The sequence below is a fragment of the Phyllobacterium sp. 01N428 genome (genome assembly GCF_056399405.1).
The window spans coordinates 558,361-575,414 of record NZ_JBFTRH010000001.1; the positions used below are offsets into that span (position 1 = coordinate 558,361).

18 protein-coding genes are annotated in these 17,054 nt (G+C 60.6%); 3 read left to right on the top strand and 15 right to left on the bottom strand.

Annotated elements, in window-relative coordinates; genetic code table 11:
• Window positions 1–128: 128 nt before the first annotated feature.
• The 11 genes from AC1DNI_RS02635 to hutI form a co-directional block, all read right to left on the bottom strand.
• Window positions 129–323 carry a hypothetical protein gene (locus AC1DNI_RS02635; protein WP_027230613.1) on the bottom strand — a complete coding sequence of 65 codons (195 nt, stop codon included), beginning with the start codon at window positions 321–323 and terminating at the stop codon, window positions 129–131.
• A 12-nt stretch (window positions 324–335) separates the two neighbouring features.
• Window positions 336–842 carry a hypothetical protein gene (locus tag AC1DNI_RS02640; protein WP_027230612.1) on the bottom strand — a complete coding sequence of 169 codons (507 nt, stop codon included), beginning with the start codon at window positions 840–842 and terminating at the stop codon, window positions 336–338.
• 435 nt (window positions 843–1,277) lie between these two features.
• The gene (locus tag AC1DNI_RS02645; protein ID WP_477690714.1) at window positions 1,278–1,868 is read right to left on the bottom strand and encodes an SCO family protein; all 591 of its coding nucleotides are present in this window, start codon (window positions 1,866–1,868) and stop codon (window positions 1,278–1,280) included.
• A gap of 1 nt (window position 1,869) precedes the next feature.
• Entirely contained in the window at window positions 1,870–2,394 is a 525-nt protein-coding gene (locus AC1DNI_RS02650) for a copper chaperone PCu(A)C (RefSeq protein WP_477690715.1), read from the bottom strand.
• A 23-nt stretch (window positions 2,395–2,417) separates the two neighbouring features.
• Window positions 2,418–3,779 (bottom strand): PepSY-associated TM helix domain-containing protein, encoded by a 1,362-nt coding sequence (locus AC1DNI_RS02655; RefSeq protein ID WP_477690716.1) that lies wholly within the window; start codon window positions 3,777–3,779, stop codon window positions 2,418–2,420.
• Between the two features lie 82 nt (window positions 3,780–3,861).
• The gene (locus AC1DNI_RS02660) at window positions 3,862–4,242 is read right to left on the bottom strand and encodes a hypothetical protein (RefSeq protein WP_477690717.1); all 381 of its coding nucleotides are present in this window, start codon (window positions 4,240–4,242) and stop codon (window positions 3,862–3,864) included.
• Window positions 4,243–4,320: 78 nt separating this feature from the next.
• The gene (locus AC1DNI_RS02665; protein ID WP_477690718.1) at window positions 4,321–4,866 is read right to left on the bottom strand and encodes a HutD/Ves family protein; all 546 of its coding nucleotides are present in this window, start codon (window positions 4,864–4,866) and stop codon (window positions 4,321–4,323) included.
• Complete coding sequence (gene hutU, locus AC1DNI_RS02670; RefSeq protein ID WP_091946833.1) at window positions 4,866–6,536, bottom strand: urocanate hydratase; 1,671 nt, start codon at window positions 6,534–6,536, stop codon at window positions 4,866–4,868. Before hutU ends, AC1DNI_RS02665 begins: the two co-directional genes overlap by 1 nt.
• Entirely contained in the window at window positions 6,536–7,339 is an 804-nt protein-coding gene (gene hutG / locus AC1DNI_RS02675; protein ID WP_477690719.1) for an N-formylglutamate deformylase, read from the bottom strand. The genes hutU and hutG overlap by 1 nt, the downstream gene beginning before the upstream one ends.
• The gene (gene hutH, locus AC1DNI_RS02680; RefSeq protein WP_477690720.1) at window positions 7,336–8,877 is read right to left on the bottom strand and encodes a histidine ammonia-lyase; all 1,542 of its coding nucleotides are present in this window, start codon (window positions 8,875–8,877) and stop codon (window positions 7,336–7,338) included. Before hutH ends, hutG begins: the two co-directional genes overlap by 4 nt.
• Window positions 8,878–8,879: 2 nt before the next feature.
• Complete coding sequence (gene hutI / locus AC1DNI_RS02685; RefSeq protein ID WP_477690721.1) at window positions 8,880–10,073, bottom strand: imidazolonepropionase; 1,194 nt, start codon at window positions 10,071–10,073, stop codon at window positions 8,880–8,882.
• An 84-nt stretch (window positions 10,074–10,157) separates the two neighbouring features.
• On the opposite strand from hutI, the gene AC1DNI_RS02690 reads away from it, so the two are divergent.
• The 3 genes from AC1DNI_RS02690 (at window position 10,158) to AC1DNI_RS02700 (ending at window position 13,536) form a co-directional block, all read left to right on the top strand.
• Window positions 10,158–11,540, top strand: coding sequence for a formimidoylglutamate deiminase (locus tag AC1DNI_RS02690; RefSeq protein WP_477690722.1), 1,383 nt, complete (start codon window positions 10,158–10,160; stop codon window positions 11,538–11,540).
• Entirely contained in the window at window positions 11,537–12,238 is a 702-nt protein-coding gene (locus AC1DNI_RS02695) for a GntR family transcriptional regulator (protein WP_477690723.1), read from the top strand. Before AC1DNI_RS02690 ends, AC1DNI_RS02695 begins: the two co-directional genes overlap by 4 nt.
• 98 nt (window positions 12,239–12,336) lie before the next feature.
• Entirely contained in the window at window positions 12,337–13,536 is a 1,200-nt protein-coding gene (locus AC1DNI_RS02700) for an Mrp/NBP35 family ATP-binding protein (RefSeq protein ID WP_477690724.1), read from the top strand.
• A 299-nt stretch (window positions 13,537–13,835) separates the two neighbouring features.
• On the opposite strand, the gene fghA is transcribed toward AC1DNI_RS02700, so the two are convergent.
• The 4 genes from fghA to AC1DNI_RS02720 are packed head-to-tail and all read right to left on the bottom strand — an operon-like array spanning window position 13,836 to window position 16,954.
• Window positions 13,836–14,672 (bottom strand): S-formylglutathione hydrolase, encoded by an 837-nt coding sequence (gene fghA / locus AC1DNI_RS02705; protein ID WP_477690725.1) that lies wholly within the window; start codon window positions 14,670–14,672, stop codon window positions 13,836–13,838.
• 13 nt (window positions 14,673–14,685) lie between these two features.
• Window positions 14,686–15,345 (bottom strand): DUF1345 domain-containing protein, encoded by a 660-nt coding sequence (locus AC1DNI_RS02710; protein ID WP_477690726.1) that lies wholly within the window; start codon window positions 15,343–15,345, stop codon window positions 14,686–14,688.
• A gap of 23 nt (window positions 15,346–15,368) precedes the next feature.
• Window positions 15,369–15,842, bottom strand: coding sequence for a GNAT family N-acetyltransferase (locus AC1DNI_RS02715; RefSeq protein ID WP_477690727.1), 474 nt, complete (start codon window positions 15,840–15,842; stop codon window positions 15,369–15,371).
• A complete protein-coding gene (locus AC1DNI_RS02720) occupies window positions 15,842–16,954 on the bottom strand; it encodes an S-(hydroxymethyl)glutathione dehydrogenase/class III alcohol dehydrogenase (RefSeq protein ID WP_477690728.1) in 1,113 nt (370 codons plus the stop codon). The genes AC1DNI_RS02715 and AC1DNI_RS02720 overlap by 1 nt, the downstream gene beginning before the upstream one ends.
• Between the last annotated feature and the right edge of the window lie 100 nt (window positions 16,955–17,054).

Genomic DNA, 17,054 nt, shown 5'->3' on the forward strand with positions numbered 1-17,054 from the left:
CGGAAAATTGGGAACGCGGCGCCCGATTTCGCCCCGTTCCTGAAAAATCATACTATCGTGGAATAGTTGTCTAACGGGATGCCGGACGTTACGGAAGCGGCCCCGCAATTCACGGGGCCGAACCGCTCTTAACGTGGCCGCGCCCTGCCGTGGTCGCGGTAGGTTCTGTCGCTCGTCCCGGCCTCGGCGACATTCACGTAGTTTGCGGATGGCCGGCTTTCAGTGAATGTCCGGGTCTTGATCGGCATGGCGAAGGCGGCTGCCGTCAGAAGCGCAGTCGCAGTGATGGAAAGGCGGCGTTCCAGCCGTGAACTGATGATCATTGTCTCGTCCCTTTAGTGCAGGCTCGCGCGCTGCGGGCGCGAAATAATGTCGTCGATTGCGAATTTCGGTATCGGCAAAAGCACTTGGTCCAATTCGACCAGCGTTTCGGCAAAGGTGATCGCAGCGTTCTCCACATCCTCCTGACGGGAAGGACATGCCATGGCATTGAGGCAAGTTCTGGCCGCAACCATGTCACAATTTTGTAAGCCCGCGATCAGCCCCAAAGTCAGGCATTCCTCCCGGCATACATGGTGCGAACCGAATGGAAATGTCTTCAACGGGCACAGTGCGCAATGGCGCAGGGTGCGGATGAAATACGACAGTTCCGAGAGCGCCCGATTGCCGTTGCGACTGCCGAGCAGTTCGCTGTAGAGACCGAAAGCCATCTCCCAGGCGATTACCGATCCGGTTTCGAAGCCCGCAGTCCAACGGCGATAACCTTCGAGAACGAGCTTTTCCGGAGTTCGATCGAAATAGCAGCCGTTGCCGCCATGCGATTCAGTCAGATGCGGATACATCGCCTGCCCTTTCGTGATTGCGTGTTGCAGCGAAAGAGCCTTTGCGGCGACCCGGAAGAATATCGGCCAGCCGCTTCGGACTGGAGGACAAAAGCAGTTGCTGCCGTGGCAGCAGGGAAACCACGCGCAGGCGTGGCAGAAAAAGACCAATCATAAGGTCCTCCAATCGAAAGGGTTCAAGGCCCAGACATCAAAGGGATGCATCCGTGGGATGCCGGCGCACCTCGCGCCAGTTCGCATAAAGGCTGGCGAACCTGATAAAGTCAAACACTAAATCTTTAAAACTATTAAAAATATCAATAGGTTAGAATTATTCTAGGAAATTATGAGTATTTTAGTATACAATTGTTCCAAACGCCACAAAATCTGGAACGGTCTTCCTGTGGCAAGATTTCTCGCCGGGCCAGAAAAAGCGCGACGAGAAACCACGTGCCATCAGCTTTCGATGAGCAGGCGCAACTTCTTGAGGGCGACGTCCTTGCTCTCCTTGTAGTCAATCGTGCTCTTCAGTCTTCCATCGCGATCGAGCAGGATTACCGAGGCCGTATGGTCCATCGTGTAGTCGCCGTTCTCGGTCGGCACCTTGCGAGCATAGATCTTCCATGCTTTCAGCACCTTCTCGATTTCGTCCGGCTTGCCGGTAATGCCGGTGATCCTGTCGGTGAAAGCCGTGGTGTAGCCTTTCATGACATCCGGTGTGTCACGCTCTGGATCGACGGAGATGAAGAAAACCCGCAGGTCCTTGCCCTCTTCGCCAAGGTCCTTCAGCCAGCCCGACATCTCGAAAAGAGTTGTCGGGCAGACTTCGGGACAATGCGTGAAGCCAAAAAAGAGCACGCTTGGATGGCCTTCGAATGCGGCTTCGGTGATGGGCGCTCCATTCTGGTCGGTGAGGTTGAAGGGCGTGCCGAGTTTCACCCCCGCAGATTGGCTGCCGAGACGGGTATTGACATAGGTGATGATCAGCAAAAGGGAGAGGACGGCAATAGCCGCCCACAGCCCATAGCGCAGAAGCCGAATCCCCATTTCAATGTCCCATGTCGGTGGCGTTGGCCGCGCCGACCATCAATTGCAGGTCCACCTTGCCGGCCTTGGCGAACTCCAGGGTAACAGGAACCATGTCGCCCTCCTTGAGCGGCGATTTCAGCCCCATCATCATGAGGTGCAGGCCGCCGGGTGCCAGCTTTACCGTCTCGCCAGCCGGAATTTCGAGGCCTTCCTTCAGCTGGCGCATCTTCATGACGCTGCCATCCATCTTCATTTCATGAACCTCGACCCGTTCCGCAACAGGCGTGGAGCCGCCGATAAGGCGGTCGGCTTCCTTCGATCCGTTGGCGATCGTCACATAGCCGCCGCCAACCTTGGCTCCGGGCAGCGTGGCGCGCGTGAACGCATCGCTCAAGGTGAGGTCGCCGGCCTTTACCGGCTCCATCGCGCCGGCGTCAGTCATTTCCGTGCCAGCCTGCATTGCCGAGTGATCATGGGCGGCCGCCGTGAGGGCGAAAGAAGCGGACACGAGAAGCGCCGCGGCAATTGTTGATAGTGTTTTCATGGAATGGGTCTCCACTTCGGATTTCAAGAGAATACACGTTTGAGGGGCGAGGGTATGCGCGTGAGCAACTGATCCAGGATCAACATTGCGAGAATGGCGAACCCGGTGAGGGGAAAGAGTACGCCGAAGCCAAGGATCACAAGGGTCAGGACAGCGAAAACACTTTTCTGCGTGGGCATGGGCGGTAGGCCGAGCCGACCGGACGGGCGGCGCTTCCACCACATGACGACAGCGGTCACCGAGGTCAGGACGATGGCGAGGCAGGTCATGAGCATGACGATCTGGTTGGCGACCCCGTAATACTGGCCCATGTGAACGCCGATGCCGAATTCCATCGCCTTGGCGCCCGCGCCATAATCGCCGAATTTCAGGTCGATGAGGGGCTTGCCGCTGTACTGGTCGTAGTGAATGGTCCGCTGCTTTGCGATATCGTCTGGGAAGATCGCAGCGGTGTAGACGCCGGTCTTGCCTGAGGGCAGCGACACCTCGAATCCCGGGGTCAGGCCAGCCGCGTTGGCCGACGCCACGATGCTGTCGAGACCTACCGGCGAAGCACTGCTCGGCGAGGATGTCGGAACTGGCGCGTTTTCGACCGTCCAACCGGCATTGGTCAGGACATCCTTGGTCGGCACCTCAGAACTCGGAACCTCGTCCCAAAGCTGGGTCGGATAACCGAGGCCGGCATTGGCAAGGACGGAGTTGGCTTTATCGCCCCAATAGCCGGACCAGGGCATGCCGGAGATCGCAAGGAAGAAGATCAACGCCCCTGCGCCAGCTCCGGTCACGGCATGCAGGTCGCGCCAGAACACGCGCTTCTGCGGTGTGCCGCGAACACTGACGACGCCGCCGGTCTGTTTGCGCGGCCACCAGAGGTAGAAACCGGTGACGACGAGAATGAGGGCGAGGCCGCCCACCGCTTCGACGATACGATTGAAGGGTAGGCCGAAATATTCGAGGCTGTGGATCTTCTTGACGACCCAGTTGAACTCTTCCTTCTCTGCAACCGTACCGAGAACAGCGCCGGTATATGGGTTGAGAAAGACGTAGGTTTTTCCAGCTTTCGTGCCAACAATGACGCGCACCGACTTGCTTGGCTCGGCGGGCGCGCGATAGCGCAGGACCTTGGAGCCCGGCACGGCTGCCTTGGCGGTTTCAGTCAAGAGCGAGGGAGCAAGAGCGGTCCCCGTCGGCTCGACGACATTGCGATAGGCAAAGACCGTATTGTCGATCTCGTCATTGAACAGATAAAGGCCGCCGGTGATGGCGAGGTTGAGCATGAAGGGGATGACCAGCAGGCCGGCAAAGAAATGCCAGCGCCACACGGCCCGGTAAAGGGAGAGGCTAATTGTATTGGGCTTCGCGGAAGCCACGCTCGAAATGGTCATTGGTAATCCAATCGTCTGACGATAAAGCATGACGAACTGCAAACGCAGGCCGTCGTGACGTGCCGCTACGGCACGAACTGTGTCAGGCGAAAGGTGGGGCTTGCGGCGGCGCCGAAGGCGGATAGAGGCTGCGCGCGATCAGGATCGATTTGCGCGCTATCGCTATCGATTGCGCCGGCTGGAATTTCGCTTCCGATACAAATGGCGGAACCGCCAGAATAAACGATGCGGCGAGTCGGCACGCTTCGCAGCCCGTGCCATGCCAGACGCTTTTGTGGCTGTCCTCGCCGCCGCTGCCGGGGAGGCAGAGAACAGGAACGGTGCCGTCGGGAAGCGTATAGGCGGCAAGATCGATTGGCTGGGCTTCGGCGGCAACCGGCTTATGCGCGAAGGCAACGCATACGAGCGCAATGGCGCAAAGTATGCGCAATGCCGTTCGCCAGTCGTGCCAAATTCCGCGCATCAACGCCCCGATTCCAGTTCGAGCCAATCAAATACATCAGCGTGAGCCCAAAATCTATGCGGCAAAGCGACAATGAAATCAGGAGGCGTCGATCTCGATCAGCCAGCAACTTTCGGGTTTGCGGACGAAGGCCAGCGTTTCACCGCGAGCAAGGTGGATCACATCGTCGATTTCGACGGTTTCGCCCGCATGCAACGTAGCTTTTGAGCGAAGCAGCAGAAATGTTTCCTTGGCTTCCGCTGTCAGTTCCTGGCGTTCGAGCGGTGTAACACGGGCGGCAAAACGGCCGCGGCGCACCATGACGTTGAGATCGGTTACTGTCTCAATGACATCGGCGCGCGTCGGTATATCACCGGGAAACGGTAGTGCCGGTGAGGTTGAGTCCAGTTTCACGGGCGTGCCGGCGCCAACTTGTAAATTCATGGCGCCGTCAAGCACCGCCAGTACCCTGTCGATGCCGGCAAAGGCGGAGAAGGGGCCGGAATCCGGCACCTTCGCCATGCTGATGCGCCAATCGAAGCTGTCGATTGCAGCCCCTTTCGGCGCTATGGCGATCTCGGTGGTCACGCCGGCGCCATTCTTCCACGGCATGCGCTTGTGGGCGCCGGCGCGCAATATACGCATCAGCCGAGGATACCGGGCAGGTTAAGACCCTTTTCCTTGGCGCATTCGATTGCGATCTCGTAGCCCGCATCGGCGTGGCGCATGACGCCGGTGGCCGGGTCGTTCCAGAGCACGCGGCCGATCCGCTCCGCGGCGTCGTCCGTGCCGTCACAGCAGATCACCATGCCGGAATGCTGCGAATAGCCCATCCCGACACCGCCGCCGTGATGCAACGACACCCAGGTGGCGCCCGACGCGGTGTTGAGGAGCGCATTGAGCAGTGGCCAGTCCGAGACGGCGTCAGAGCCGTCCTTCATCGCTTCCGTCTCGCGGTTCGGCGAAGCGACGGAACCGGAATCGAGGTGATCGCGGCCGATGACGATCGGTGCTTTCAGTTCGCCGTTTCGCACCATTTCGTTGAAGGCAAGGCCGAGACGGTGGCGATCGCCGAGACCGACCCAGCAGATGCGCGCCGGCAGCCCCTGGAAGGCGATGCGATCGCGTGCCATGTCGAGCCAGTTGTGCAGGTGCGTATTGCCTGGCGTCAGTTCCTTCACCTTGGCGTCCGTCTTGTAGATGTCTTCCGGATCACCCGACAGGGCGGCCCAGCGGAAGGGACCGATGCCGCGGCAGAAGAGCGGACGGATATAGGCCGGCACGAAGCCGGGGAAAGCAAAGGCGTTTTCAAGGCCTTCATCCTTGGCGACCTGTCGGATATTATTGCCGTAGTCGAGCGTGGGAATGCCCTGGTTCCAGAACGCGAGCATGGCTTCCACATGTACGCGCATGGAGGCCCTCGCGGCCTTTTCTACGGCCTTAGGGTCGCTCTCGCGCTTCTCACGCCATTCGGCAAGGGTCCAGCCCTTGGGCAGATAACCGTTGATCGGATCGTGCGCCGAGGTCTGGTCGGTCACCATGTCAGGCCGTACGCCGCGACGTACGAGTTCCGGCAGAACATCCGCGGCATTGCCGAGAAGACCAACCGATTTGGCTTCGCCGGCCTTGGTCCAGCGATCGATCATTTCCAGCGCCTCGTCGAGCGTCTCCGCCTTGGCGTCGACATAGCGGGTGCGCAGGCGGAAATCGATCGAATCCGGATTGCACTCGACGGCGAGGCAGCAGGCGCCGGCCATGACCGCGGCGAGCGGTTGTGCGCCGCCCATACCGCCAAGGCCACCCGTGAGGATCCATTTGCCCTTGAGGTTGCCGTCATAATGCTGCCGGCCGGCCTCGACGAAGGTTTCATAGGTACCCTGCACGATGCCCTGCGTGCCAATGTAGATCCACGAACCCGCGGTCATCTGCCCGTACATGGCGAGACCCTTCTTGTCGAGTTCGTTGAAATGATCCCAGGTCGCCCAATGCGGCACCAGATTTGAATTGGCAATGAGAACACGCGGCGCGTTGGAGTGCGTCTTGAATACGCCAACGGGCTTGCCGGACTGGACGAGCAGCGTTTCGTCCTCGTTGAGGGTCTTCAGCGTCGAAACAATCTTGTCGAAGTCGTCCCAGGTGCGCGCAGCGCGACCAATGCCGCCGTAGACGACGAGTTCGTTGGGGTTCTCGGCAACGTCCGGATCGAGATTGTTCATCAGCATCCGCAGGGGCGCTTCGGTCATCCAGGATTTGGTGTTGAGCTCATTGCCCCGGGGACTGCGGATTTCCCGGATATTGTGCCGCGGATTGTTCATTACTTGCTCCCCAGTTTAATGGCGGTCTGTGCGATGATTTCGAGTATGTCCTTAAGATGCCTGCGCAACTTCTCGGCCTTGCCTTCGTCATAGTCGAACGGTGGCACTTCAGTCGCAAGATGCGACGATTGCGTCAGTTCCATCTGGATGGCGTGAATATTCGAGGAGGGCTTGCCATAATGGCGTGTCGTCCAGCCGCCCTTGAAGCGGCCGTTGATCACGGCGTCGTAGCCGCGGGCGGCAAAAGCAATGCGGCCAACCGCAGAGGCAATTTCCGGCGAGCAGCTTGTGCCCTCATTGGTCCCGATGTTGAAATCCGGCAGCTTCCCTGCAAACAGGAACGGGATATGCGAGCGGATGGAATGGCAATCGTAGAGGATGGCCAGCCCATGCGTCTTGCGCACCCGCTGGATTTCCTCAAACAGGGCCTCATGATACGGGCGATGAAACTGTTCGAGCCTCAGCTTCGTATCGGCTGACGTCGGCATTTCGCCGTCGCGCCATATGGCCTTCCCGTCGAAATCAGTTTCCGGAATGAGCGCCGTGGTGTTCTGGCCTGGATAGAGACTGCCACCCGCAGGATCGCGATTCGCATCGATGACGTAGCGGTGGAACGTCGCCCTGACTGTCGAGACGCCTGGCAGGAGGCCATCATAGAGTTGGTCCACATGCCAATCGGTGTCGGCGAGACGCTGGCCGTTCTCGTTGAGACGCGACCAGATTTCGGCAGGCACATCCGTGCCTGTGTGCGGAAATCCGAGGATGATCGGCAGCGATCCCTGTTTGACCTCGACAATGCTCATAGACGCGTATCCAGAACTGGGAGAATTTCGGCCGAAATCGCGGCGTTCAGTGCGCCTGAGGCAACAAGCTCGCTTACGGCCTGAAGGTCCGGCGCCATATAGCGGTCGTCGTCAAGTGTCGGCACCGCTGAGCGGATAACGCTGTGGGCGCGGGTGAGTTCCGGGCTCGTCGCGAGCGGACTGCGCAGGTCGATGCCTTGCGCCGCCGTCAGCGCCTCGATGCCGATGATCGAGAACAGATTATCGGTCATCTGCAGAAGCCGTCGGGCTCCATGGCAGGCCATGGAAACGTGATCTTCCTGGTTGGCCGATGTAGGCGTCGAATCCACCGAAGCCGGATGCGACATCTGCTTGTTTTCTGACATGAGCGCTGCGGAGGTGACCTCCGCGATCATCAATCCGGAATTGAGGCCGGGCTTGCGCGCAAGAAATGCCGGCAGGCCGTAGCTCAAGGCTGGATCGACCAGCAATGCGATACGGCGCTGGGCGATCGCGCCGATTTCGCAGATGGCAAGCGCGATCTGGTCCGCAGCGAACGCCACGGGCTCAGCATGGAAGTTGCCGCCCGAGACGACGGAACCATCGCTGAGGACCAGCGGGTTGTCGGTGACGGCATTGGCCTCGATTTCGAGCGTGCGTGCGGCCATGCGCAAGAGATCGAGGCACGCCCCGTCAACCTGCGGCTGGCAGCGGATGCAATAGGGGTCCTGCACGCGCTCGTCGCCTTCGATGTGACTTTCGCGAATTGGTGAATTTTCGAGGAGGCGGCGCAGCGCTGCCCCGGTGTCGATCTGGCCGCGATGCCCGCGCAAGGTATGGATATCAGGGTGAAACGGCGCGGACGAGCCCATTGCCGCGTCGGTCGAGAGCGCCCCGGTGATCAAGGCCGACTGGGCAGCCCGGTGAGCACGGAACAAACCTGCGAGAGCCAGCGCGGTAGAAACCTGGGTGCCGTTGATCAGCGCGAGCCCTTCCTTGGCGGCAAGTACGACCGGTTTCAGCCCGGCCTTGGCAAGGCCATCGCCCGCCGGCATACGCTCGCCGCCGAAGACGACGTCGCCTTCGCCGATCATGGCTGCGGCCATGTGCGCGAGCGGAGCGAGGTCGCCCGATGCGCCGACCGAGCCCTTTTCCGGAATGACGGGGATGACGCCCTTGTCGAGCATTCCCTCAATCAGGCTGATGAGCTCAGGACGGACGCCGGAGGCGCCGCGGCCGAGCGAGATCAGCTTCAGCGCCATGATCAGGCGCACGATGTTTTCGGGCAGCGCGTTGCCGACGCCGCAGCAATGGGAAAGGATGAGATTGCGTTGCAGGGTCGCCACATCGGCCGCATCGATCTTGATGCTGGCAAGCTTTCCGAAGCCCGTATTGATCCCGTAAACGGGAGCATTGCCCCGCGCAATCTCGGCAATGCGTGCCGCTGCAGCCTCGATCCCGGCCTTGAACGACTGGTCCAGCCGTACGGCCTCGCCCTGCCAATAGATGGTTTCCAATACTGAAATAGGCACGGAGCCGGGGTGGAGAACAACAGTCATGGTTACGCTTTCAAGAAGAGCTGGTGAAGCGGGTTGAAGCCAATGCGGTAACAGAGCTCCGCCGGTTGCTCTGCATTCCAGATCGCAATCTCGGCCCGTTTTCCGGGCGCGATCGTGCCGATATCCTTGTGAAGGCCGAGTGCGCGCGCTGCCTCGCGGGTAGCGCCGGCGAGTGCTTCCTCGACGGTGAGGCGAAACAGAGTGCACGCCATGTTCATCGTCAAAAGCAAGGAGGTGAGCGGCGACGTGCCGGGATTGCAGTCGGTGGCGACGGCGATACGCACGCCTGCTTCTCGTAAAAGCTTCACGGGCGGGGCCCGTTCCTCGCGCAGGGCATAGAAGGCGCCGGGCAGGAGCACGGCAACGGTACCGGCTTCGGCCATGGCATTGGCGCCCTCGGCGTCGAGATATTCAAGATGGTCGGCCGACAGGGCGCCGTAGGATGCCGCAAGCTTTGCGCCGCCGAGATTGGACAATTGCTCGGCATGAAGTTTTACTGGCAGGCCAAGGCTTTTGGCCTTGTCGAACACGCGCGCGATCTGTGCCGGCGAAAAGGCGATGCCTTCGCAAAAACCGTCCACCGCATCGACCAGTCCTTCCGCGTGTGCCGCTTCGAGACCCGGCAGGGCGACCTCGGCGATGTAATCGTCCGCACGTCCCTTATATTCGGGCGGCACAGCGTGCGCGCCAAGATAGCTCGTCTTGATCCGAACCGGGCGCAGCGTCGCGAGCCTTCGCGCAACGCGCAGCATCTTGAGTTCGGCTTCGATATTCAGGCCATAACCGGACTTGATCTCGATCGTCGAAATCCCCTCGGCCAGCAGCGTGTCGAGGCGCGGCAGGCTTTGCGCCACCAGTTCATCCTCGCTGAGCGCATTAGTTGACTTGACCGACGACACGATGCCGCCACCGGCGCGCGCGATTTCCTCATAGGTTGCGCCCTCAAGGCGCATTTCGAACTCGCGGGCGCGGTTGCCGCCGAAAACGAGGTGGGTGTGACAATCGACAAGCGCCGGCGTTGCCAGCCTGCCACCGAAATTCTCGATTTCTACATGGTTCCAGTCGCCCGGAACGTCTTTGCCAACCCAGGCGATGCGGTCGCCTTCCACGCCGATTACGCCCTCCTCGATCAAGCCGTAAGGCGCTCCGATGCCTTCCAGCGTTGCGATCCGAAGTCCCGAAAGGATTTTTCTCATTGGCGTTGGCCGTGTCCCATTATGGTCTTGCTCATACCATTATTATGTATATACATATTATGTCAATCGGGTGCAGGAGAAGAAATGAGCGAGGCCACGAAATCAGTTTTTGCGCGCAGGGCCCTGACCGCCAATGGTTGGGAAAACAACGTTCTCATCCGCGTGGACGCGAGCGGACGCATCGCGTCGGTGACACCGGAAACCATCGCAGAATCAGATGCTTATACCGTCGACGCGTTGCTCCCCGCGCAAAGCAACCTGCACAGTCACACCTTCCAGCGCGCCATGGCGGGCTTGTCGGAGGCACGCAGCCCCGCCGGGCGCGACAGCTTCTGGACGTGGCGCGAAGTCATGTATCGCTTTCTCGATATTCTCGATCCTGAGGACATTGAGGCGATTGCCGCCTTCGCTTTCGTCGAAATGCTGGAGTCCGGTTATTCCAGCGTCGCCGAGTTTCATTATGTGCACCATCAGCCCGGCGGTGCGACTTATGCAAAGCTCGGGGAATTGTCGGAACGCATCGCCGCCGCCGCCAGCGCAACCGGTATCGGGCTGACGATTTTACCCGTCGCCTATATGCAGGGCGGCGTCGATGGCCGTGCGCTCGCCGGCGGTCAGCTTCGGTTCGGAAACCAGCTCGACCGCTATGTGCGGCTGGCTGAAGAGGCAAAGAAAGCTGCGGCCAGCGTCAGCCCCGATGCTGGCTTCGGTGTCGCGCCCCACTCCATCCGCGCAGTGAACGAACGCGACTTAAAGGCGCTGGAACACCATTTTCCGGGCGTTCCTTTCCATATCCATATTGCCGAGCAGATTCCAGAACTTCAGGAAGTCGAGGCCGCCTATGGCCAGCGCTCGATGAGCTGGTTGCTCGATCATCTGCCCGTCGCCGAGCGCTGGTGCCTCATCCATTCGACCCACATGAATGAGGATGAGACGCTGCGCGTCGCGGCGAGCGGCGCGGTTGTCGGCCTGTGTCCGATCACCGAAGCAAATCTTGGCGACGGCATTTTCAACGGCGTCCAATATCTGAACGCTGGCGGACGGTTCGGCACCGGATCCGATTCCAATATTCGTATTGCGCCTTCCGAGGAGCTGCGCCAGCTCGAATACAGCCAGCGTCTGCGCGACGTCTCACGCGTCACGCTTTCGCGCGACGGAAAATCCTGCGGCCGCACGCTTTACGACGCCGCCCTGCAGGGCGGAGCTCAGGCACTCGGGCGGGCGAGTGGCAGCCTCGAAGCCGGCAAATGGGCGGATATGATTGCCCTTGAAGTTGATAACGCAGCCGTTATAGGCCTTACCGGCGACAGGCTGCTTGACGGCTGGATATTTGCCGGCGACAGAGAGGCAGTCAGCGACGTCTGGTCGGCCGGACGCCATGTCGTGCGCGAAGGCAGGCATCGTGATCGCGCCGCAATATTCAAGTCCTACAAGGCGCGCCTTGGGTCGATTCTGGAGAGAGTGTGACGGCAACCGCGCGCAAATCGTTCCATGCGATCAAGGCCGAGATGGCGCGCCGCATCGCCGAGCGTGTCTGGGCGCCCGGCGCGCTGATACCCGGCGAGGAGGTGCTTGCAGTCGAGTTTGGCTGCGCCCGTGCCACCGTAAACCGGGCGCTGCAGGAGCTTGCGCGCGGCGGCGTTCTGGTGCGCAAGCGCAAGGCCGGCACGCGTGTTGCGCTGCATCCGATGCGCGAGGCACGTTTCGTCATCCCCATCGTGCGCCAGGAGATCGAGAACAAGGGCGGCGCCTATCAATTTCGCCTCGTTTCCAATGTGGTGGAAAAGGCGCCGGCAGGCGTGACGAAGCGCCTTGGCATCACCAAAGCCAAGGACATGCTGCATGTGCGCTGTCTGCACCTTTCCGATGAAAAGCCCTACCAGTATGAAGACCGCTGGATCAATCTGGACGCAGTGCCGGCCATTCGCCACGAGACTTTCGAGACCGTCAGCCCGAACGAATGGCTTGTCACCCACTCGCCGTTTTCGCAGGCTGAAATCGTGTTCCATGCTGGGCTCGCCGACCCGGACGAAGCCGACATGCTCGATCTTGGCGTGAACGATCCCGTGTTCGTCATCGAGCGCCTGACCTACCTGCCGCAAAAGCCAATCACTTTCGTTCGCATGATCCATCCCGGCTCGCACCGCATGGTGACACAGCTCTGATCGGCGCCGCCGCGTCTGCTCCAATGCAAATGATCATTGGCGTTTGGTCCCAACTGCACTATTTGAGTCCCCAAGGAACGACAGGGATGGAATTTTAAATGGCAGGCGTGACGAAAGAGCAGGTTCTCGAACAGCTGAAGACAGTGACGGGCCCCGATTTCAACAGCAACATCGTCGAACTCGGCCTCGTTTCGGATATCTTCATTGCCGACAACAAGGTGTTCTTCTCGATCACTGTGCCCGCTGCCCGCGCCCAGGAACTGGAACCGCTGCGGTCCGCTGCTGAGCGCGTCGTCAAGGCGATGCCCGGCGTTGCCGGTGCAGTCGTCGCCTTGACCGCAGAAAAGAAAGGCGGCCCGACCAGTGATGACGCACCGCAGGCAACGCCGTCACCCCGTCCCGTGCAACGTTCCGCACCCGCCGGGGCCACGCCGCCGCCGCGCGTTCCCGCGCAAGGCGCACAGCCGCACACGCATGGAGCCGCGCCGGTGAAGGCCGGCGTGCCCGGCGTTGGCGCGATCATCGCGGTGGCCTCCGGCAAGGGTGGCGTCGGCAAGTCGACCACCGCGGTCAATCTCGCACTCGGCCTCAGCGCCAATGGCCATCGTGTCGGCATTCTCGATGCTGATATTTACGGGCCGTCCATGCCGCGCCTCCTCAATCTGCATGGCAGGCCGGAAGTGGTTTCCGGCCGGGTGCTGAAGCCGATGCAAGGCTATGGGCTCAAGGTCATGTCGATCGGCTTCCTCGTCGAGGAGGAAACGCCGATGATCTGGCGCGGGCCGATGGTGATGTCGGCACTGACGCAGATGCTGCGCGAGGTGGAGTGGGGCGATCTCGATGTGCTGGTCGTCGATATGCCGCCGGGCACCGGCGACGCGCAATTGACCATGGCGCAGCAGGTGCCGCTTGCCGGCGCCGTCATCGTCTCGACGCCGCAGGATCTGGCGCTGATAGATGCGCGCAAGGGCCTCAACATGTTCAAGAAGGTCGACGTGCCGCTTCTCGGCATCGTCGAGAACATGAGCTATTTCATCGCTCCGGATACCGGCGCGCGCTACGATATTTTCGGCCATGGCGGCGCGCGCAAGGAGGCCGAACGCCTTGGCGTGCCCTTCCTCGGCGAAGTGCCGCTGGTTATGGAGATCCGCGAAACATCCGACAGCGGAAGGCCGGTTGTCGTCAGCAACCCCGATGGTCCGCATGCCAAGGCCTACCGCGAGATCGCGGCGAAAGTCTGGGATGAGTTGCAATCGGCCAAGGGCGGACGCACCGCCCCGTCGATCGTGTTCGAGTAGGTCGGTTTCCTTGAGGGCGCATTTAAGCCCGCTCGGTATTTGCGGACTTTGGCACGGGATACCGACGCCCGCTCGCCTCCGTTACAAATTCTCCGCTCATACGCTGCCGCCGCGGGCTCCTCGGGTCAAAACCGAGGGTGCCGGTAGGGCTAAGTTGAATTCAATGGGGACTTAGAGTGCAGATTAGGCTCTGTATGACCGCCTGGATTTCATCGAAGCTGACCTAGCCGGCGCCGGCCGAGCAAATTATCGGCAATGAGGCGGTTCAGCGCCGTTACGCCGCTTTGAAGCTAAAACTCTCAGCCCTTCACGCGCTTCGCGTGCCAGGCAATGTGATCAGCCATGAAGGTTGAGATGAAAAAGTACGAATGGTCGTAGCCGTCGCGCATATTGAGCGTCAGCGGAATGCCGGCCTCGGCGCAGGCTTCTTCCAGCAGCCAGGGGCGCAGACCATCGTCAAGAAATCCGTCTGCCTTGCCCTGGTCGACCAGTAACTCCGCCACGCGCGCGCCATCCTCGATGAGCGCAACGCTGTCATAGGCCCGCCACGCAGCTTCGTCTGGCCCGAGATATTTCTCGAAGGCCGGGCGTGACCAGCCGGCGACCATGGGCCGCGCGATCGGCGCGAACGCTGAAACGGATTTGAAACGTCCCTTGTGCTTCAGGGCTTGTGTGATCGCGCCATGACCGCCCATGGAATGACCGAATATACCCTGACGCTGCATATCCACGGGGAAGTTGGCCGCCACCAGCGCCGGAAGTTCGTCGCCGATATAGCTGGCCATCCGATAGTTGGTCGACCAGGGCGCTTGCGTGGCGTCGAGATAAAAGCCGGCGCCGCTGCCGAATTGCCAGTTGTCTTTTTCGTCCGGCACATTCTCGCCGCGCGGGCTCGTGTCCGGGCAGATGATGGCAACGCCATGTTCGGCGGCGGCGCGGCGATATTCGCCCTTGTCCATCACGTTCTGATGCGTGCAGGTAAGCCCCGAGAGGTACCAGAGGAGCGGCACCGGACCGTCCTTCGCCTGCGGCGGCAGGAATACGGCAAAGGTCATGTCGCATTGGCAGGCTTCGCTGCGATGGCGATAGATGCCCTGAATTCCCTCAAAGCTTCTGGCGGTCGATAGCGTTTCCATGGGTGATCCCGATTTATTGCGGTTGGCCGAGGGCTACGGCGACATTCACCGCAGCTGCGACCAGGACCGTATTGAAGAAGAACGAAACGATGGCATGGACGAGATTGATCCGACGCATCTGCGAACTGGTGATCGCCGTGTCGGATGTCTGCGCCGTCATGCCGATGATATAGGAGAAGTAGACGAATTCGATGCCGCCGGGTTCCTTGTCGCCCGGAAAGTCGAGACCGCCGGCATGGTGGCGCGGCTTGTCTTTCACGCCATCGGCGTCTTCTTCCGGCTGCCAGTACATATGGGCATAGTGGATCGCCGTCATCATGTGGATCGTCAGCCAGCCGAGCGGGACTGCGAATAGCGTCAGCGTCAGGTCGAGCGGGTGCTTGTCCTGACCGGAATTGATCAGCGCAAACAGCGAGCCGACGGCGACGAGCACAGTGCAAAAAGTGACGGCGAAGATGATGCCCACAGGCTCGTCCGATTTGGCCGCATTGTTGCGAAGGTAGTCGGGCGTGAGCCTGTGAACCTTGAAGGCCGACAGGAGCAGGTAGATGACGAAAAACGCGTTGGCAGCAACGACAGCGGCAATGCGCGACGAAAGCAAAAACACCGCAACTGCGAATACGGCGATCCCGACGACGGCGGCAATGTAAAAGGGATTATGGCGTTTCCACATGTGGGGCCTTTGTCGAACGACAGCTAGTCTGTTGCGACCGCAGCGGGGCGCTGCATGTCGATATGCGGAATGTCGTCCTCGAGATATTCCTCCGACACCGGCACGAAACCGAAGGATTCGTAGAAACCCTTGAGGTGGCTCTGCGCCGAAAGATTGATCGGGCGTTCGGCATAAAGCCGCTCGCATTGGGCAATGGCCTCGACCATCAGCCGCTCGCCAAGACGCTTGCCGCGATGGTCCGGAGAGACGACGACGCGGCCGATCCGGGCGGCAGGCTCGTCCTTTTCCGGCTTGCGGATGCGGGCGCTACCGACGAGCGTCTTGCCATCCATCAGGCGCAGGTGCAGCGCATCGACATCCTTGCCGTCGAGCTCGGGGTAGGGACATTTCTGCTCGACGACGAAGACGTCCACCCGCATCTTGAGCATATCATAGAGTTCGCGCGGGCTGAGTTCGTCCAGCCCGCTGAGGATCACTTTATACGGACCGGGTTGCATCAGAAAGTGACGACCGAACGGATCGACTTGCCCTCATGCATGAGATCGAATGCGGTATTGATTTCGTCGAGCGGCATTGTGTGAGTGATCAACGAGTCGATATCGATCTTGCCCTCCATGTACCAGTCGACGATCTTCGGCACATCGGTGCGACCGCGCGCACCGCCAAAGGCCGTGCCGCGCCAGTTCCGCCCGGTAACGAGCTGGAACGGCCGCGTCGAAATTTCCTTGCCGGCCTCGGCAACCCCGATGACGATGCTGGTGCCCCAGCCGCGATGGCAGCATTCGAGCGCCTGACGCATGACATTGGTATTGCCGGTGGCATCGAAGGAGAAATCGGCGCCACCGTCGGTTAGCTCCTGGATTGCCTGCACGACCTTGTCATTGCCCACTTCGTTCGGATTGACGAAATCGGTCATGCCGAATTTCTTCGCCATCGCCACCTTGCCGGGATTGATGTCGACACCGATGATCTTGTCGGCGCCGACCATGCGTGCACCCTGGATGACATTAAGGCCGATGCCCCCGAGCCCGAACACGACGACGTTCGCGCCGGGCCACACCTTGCCCGTATAGATGACGGCGCCGATGCCGGTTGTGACACCGCAGCCGATGTAACAGATCTTGTCGAATGGCGCATCCTCGCGCACCCTGGCAAGGGCGATTTCGGGTAGCACGGTGAAGTTGGAGAAAGTCGAGCAGCCCATATAGTGGAAGACCTCACCGCCGTCGCAGGAAAAGCGGCTGGTGCCGTCGGGCATGACGCCTTGCCCCTGCGTCGAGCGGATGGCCGTGCAAAGGTTCGAGCGCTGCGAAAGGCACGTCTTGCACTGGCGGCATTCGGGCGTGTAGAGCGGAATGACATGGTCGCCGACCTTCAGCGAGGTCACGCCCGCGCCAATCTCGCGCACGATGCCTGCGCCTTCATGCCCGAGAATAGCCGGGAATTTCCCTTCGGAATCCAGCCCTGAAAGCGTGTAGGCATCGGTGTGGCATACCCCGGTCGCCATGATCTCGACGAGCACTTCACCGGGCTTGGGGCCGCTGATCTCGATCGTTTCGATGGTGAGCGGCCTTTTGGCCTCCCAGGCGACGGCGGCGCGCGATTTCATGAAATTCTCCCTGATGCGTCTCGATCAGCAATGTGATTTGCTTTGGCGCACTATCGGGAAGGGGCACAGGGTCGTCAATCCGAACCGCGACATTTTCCGG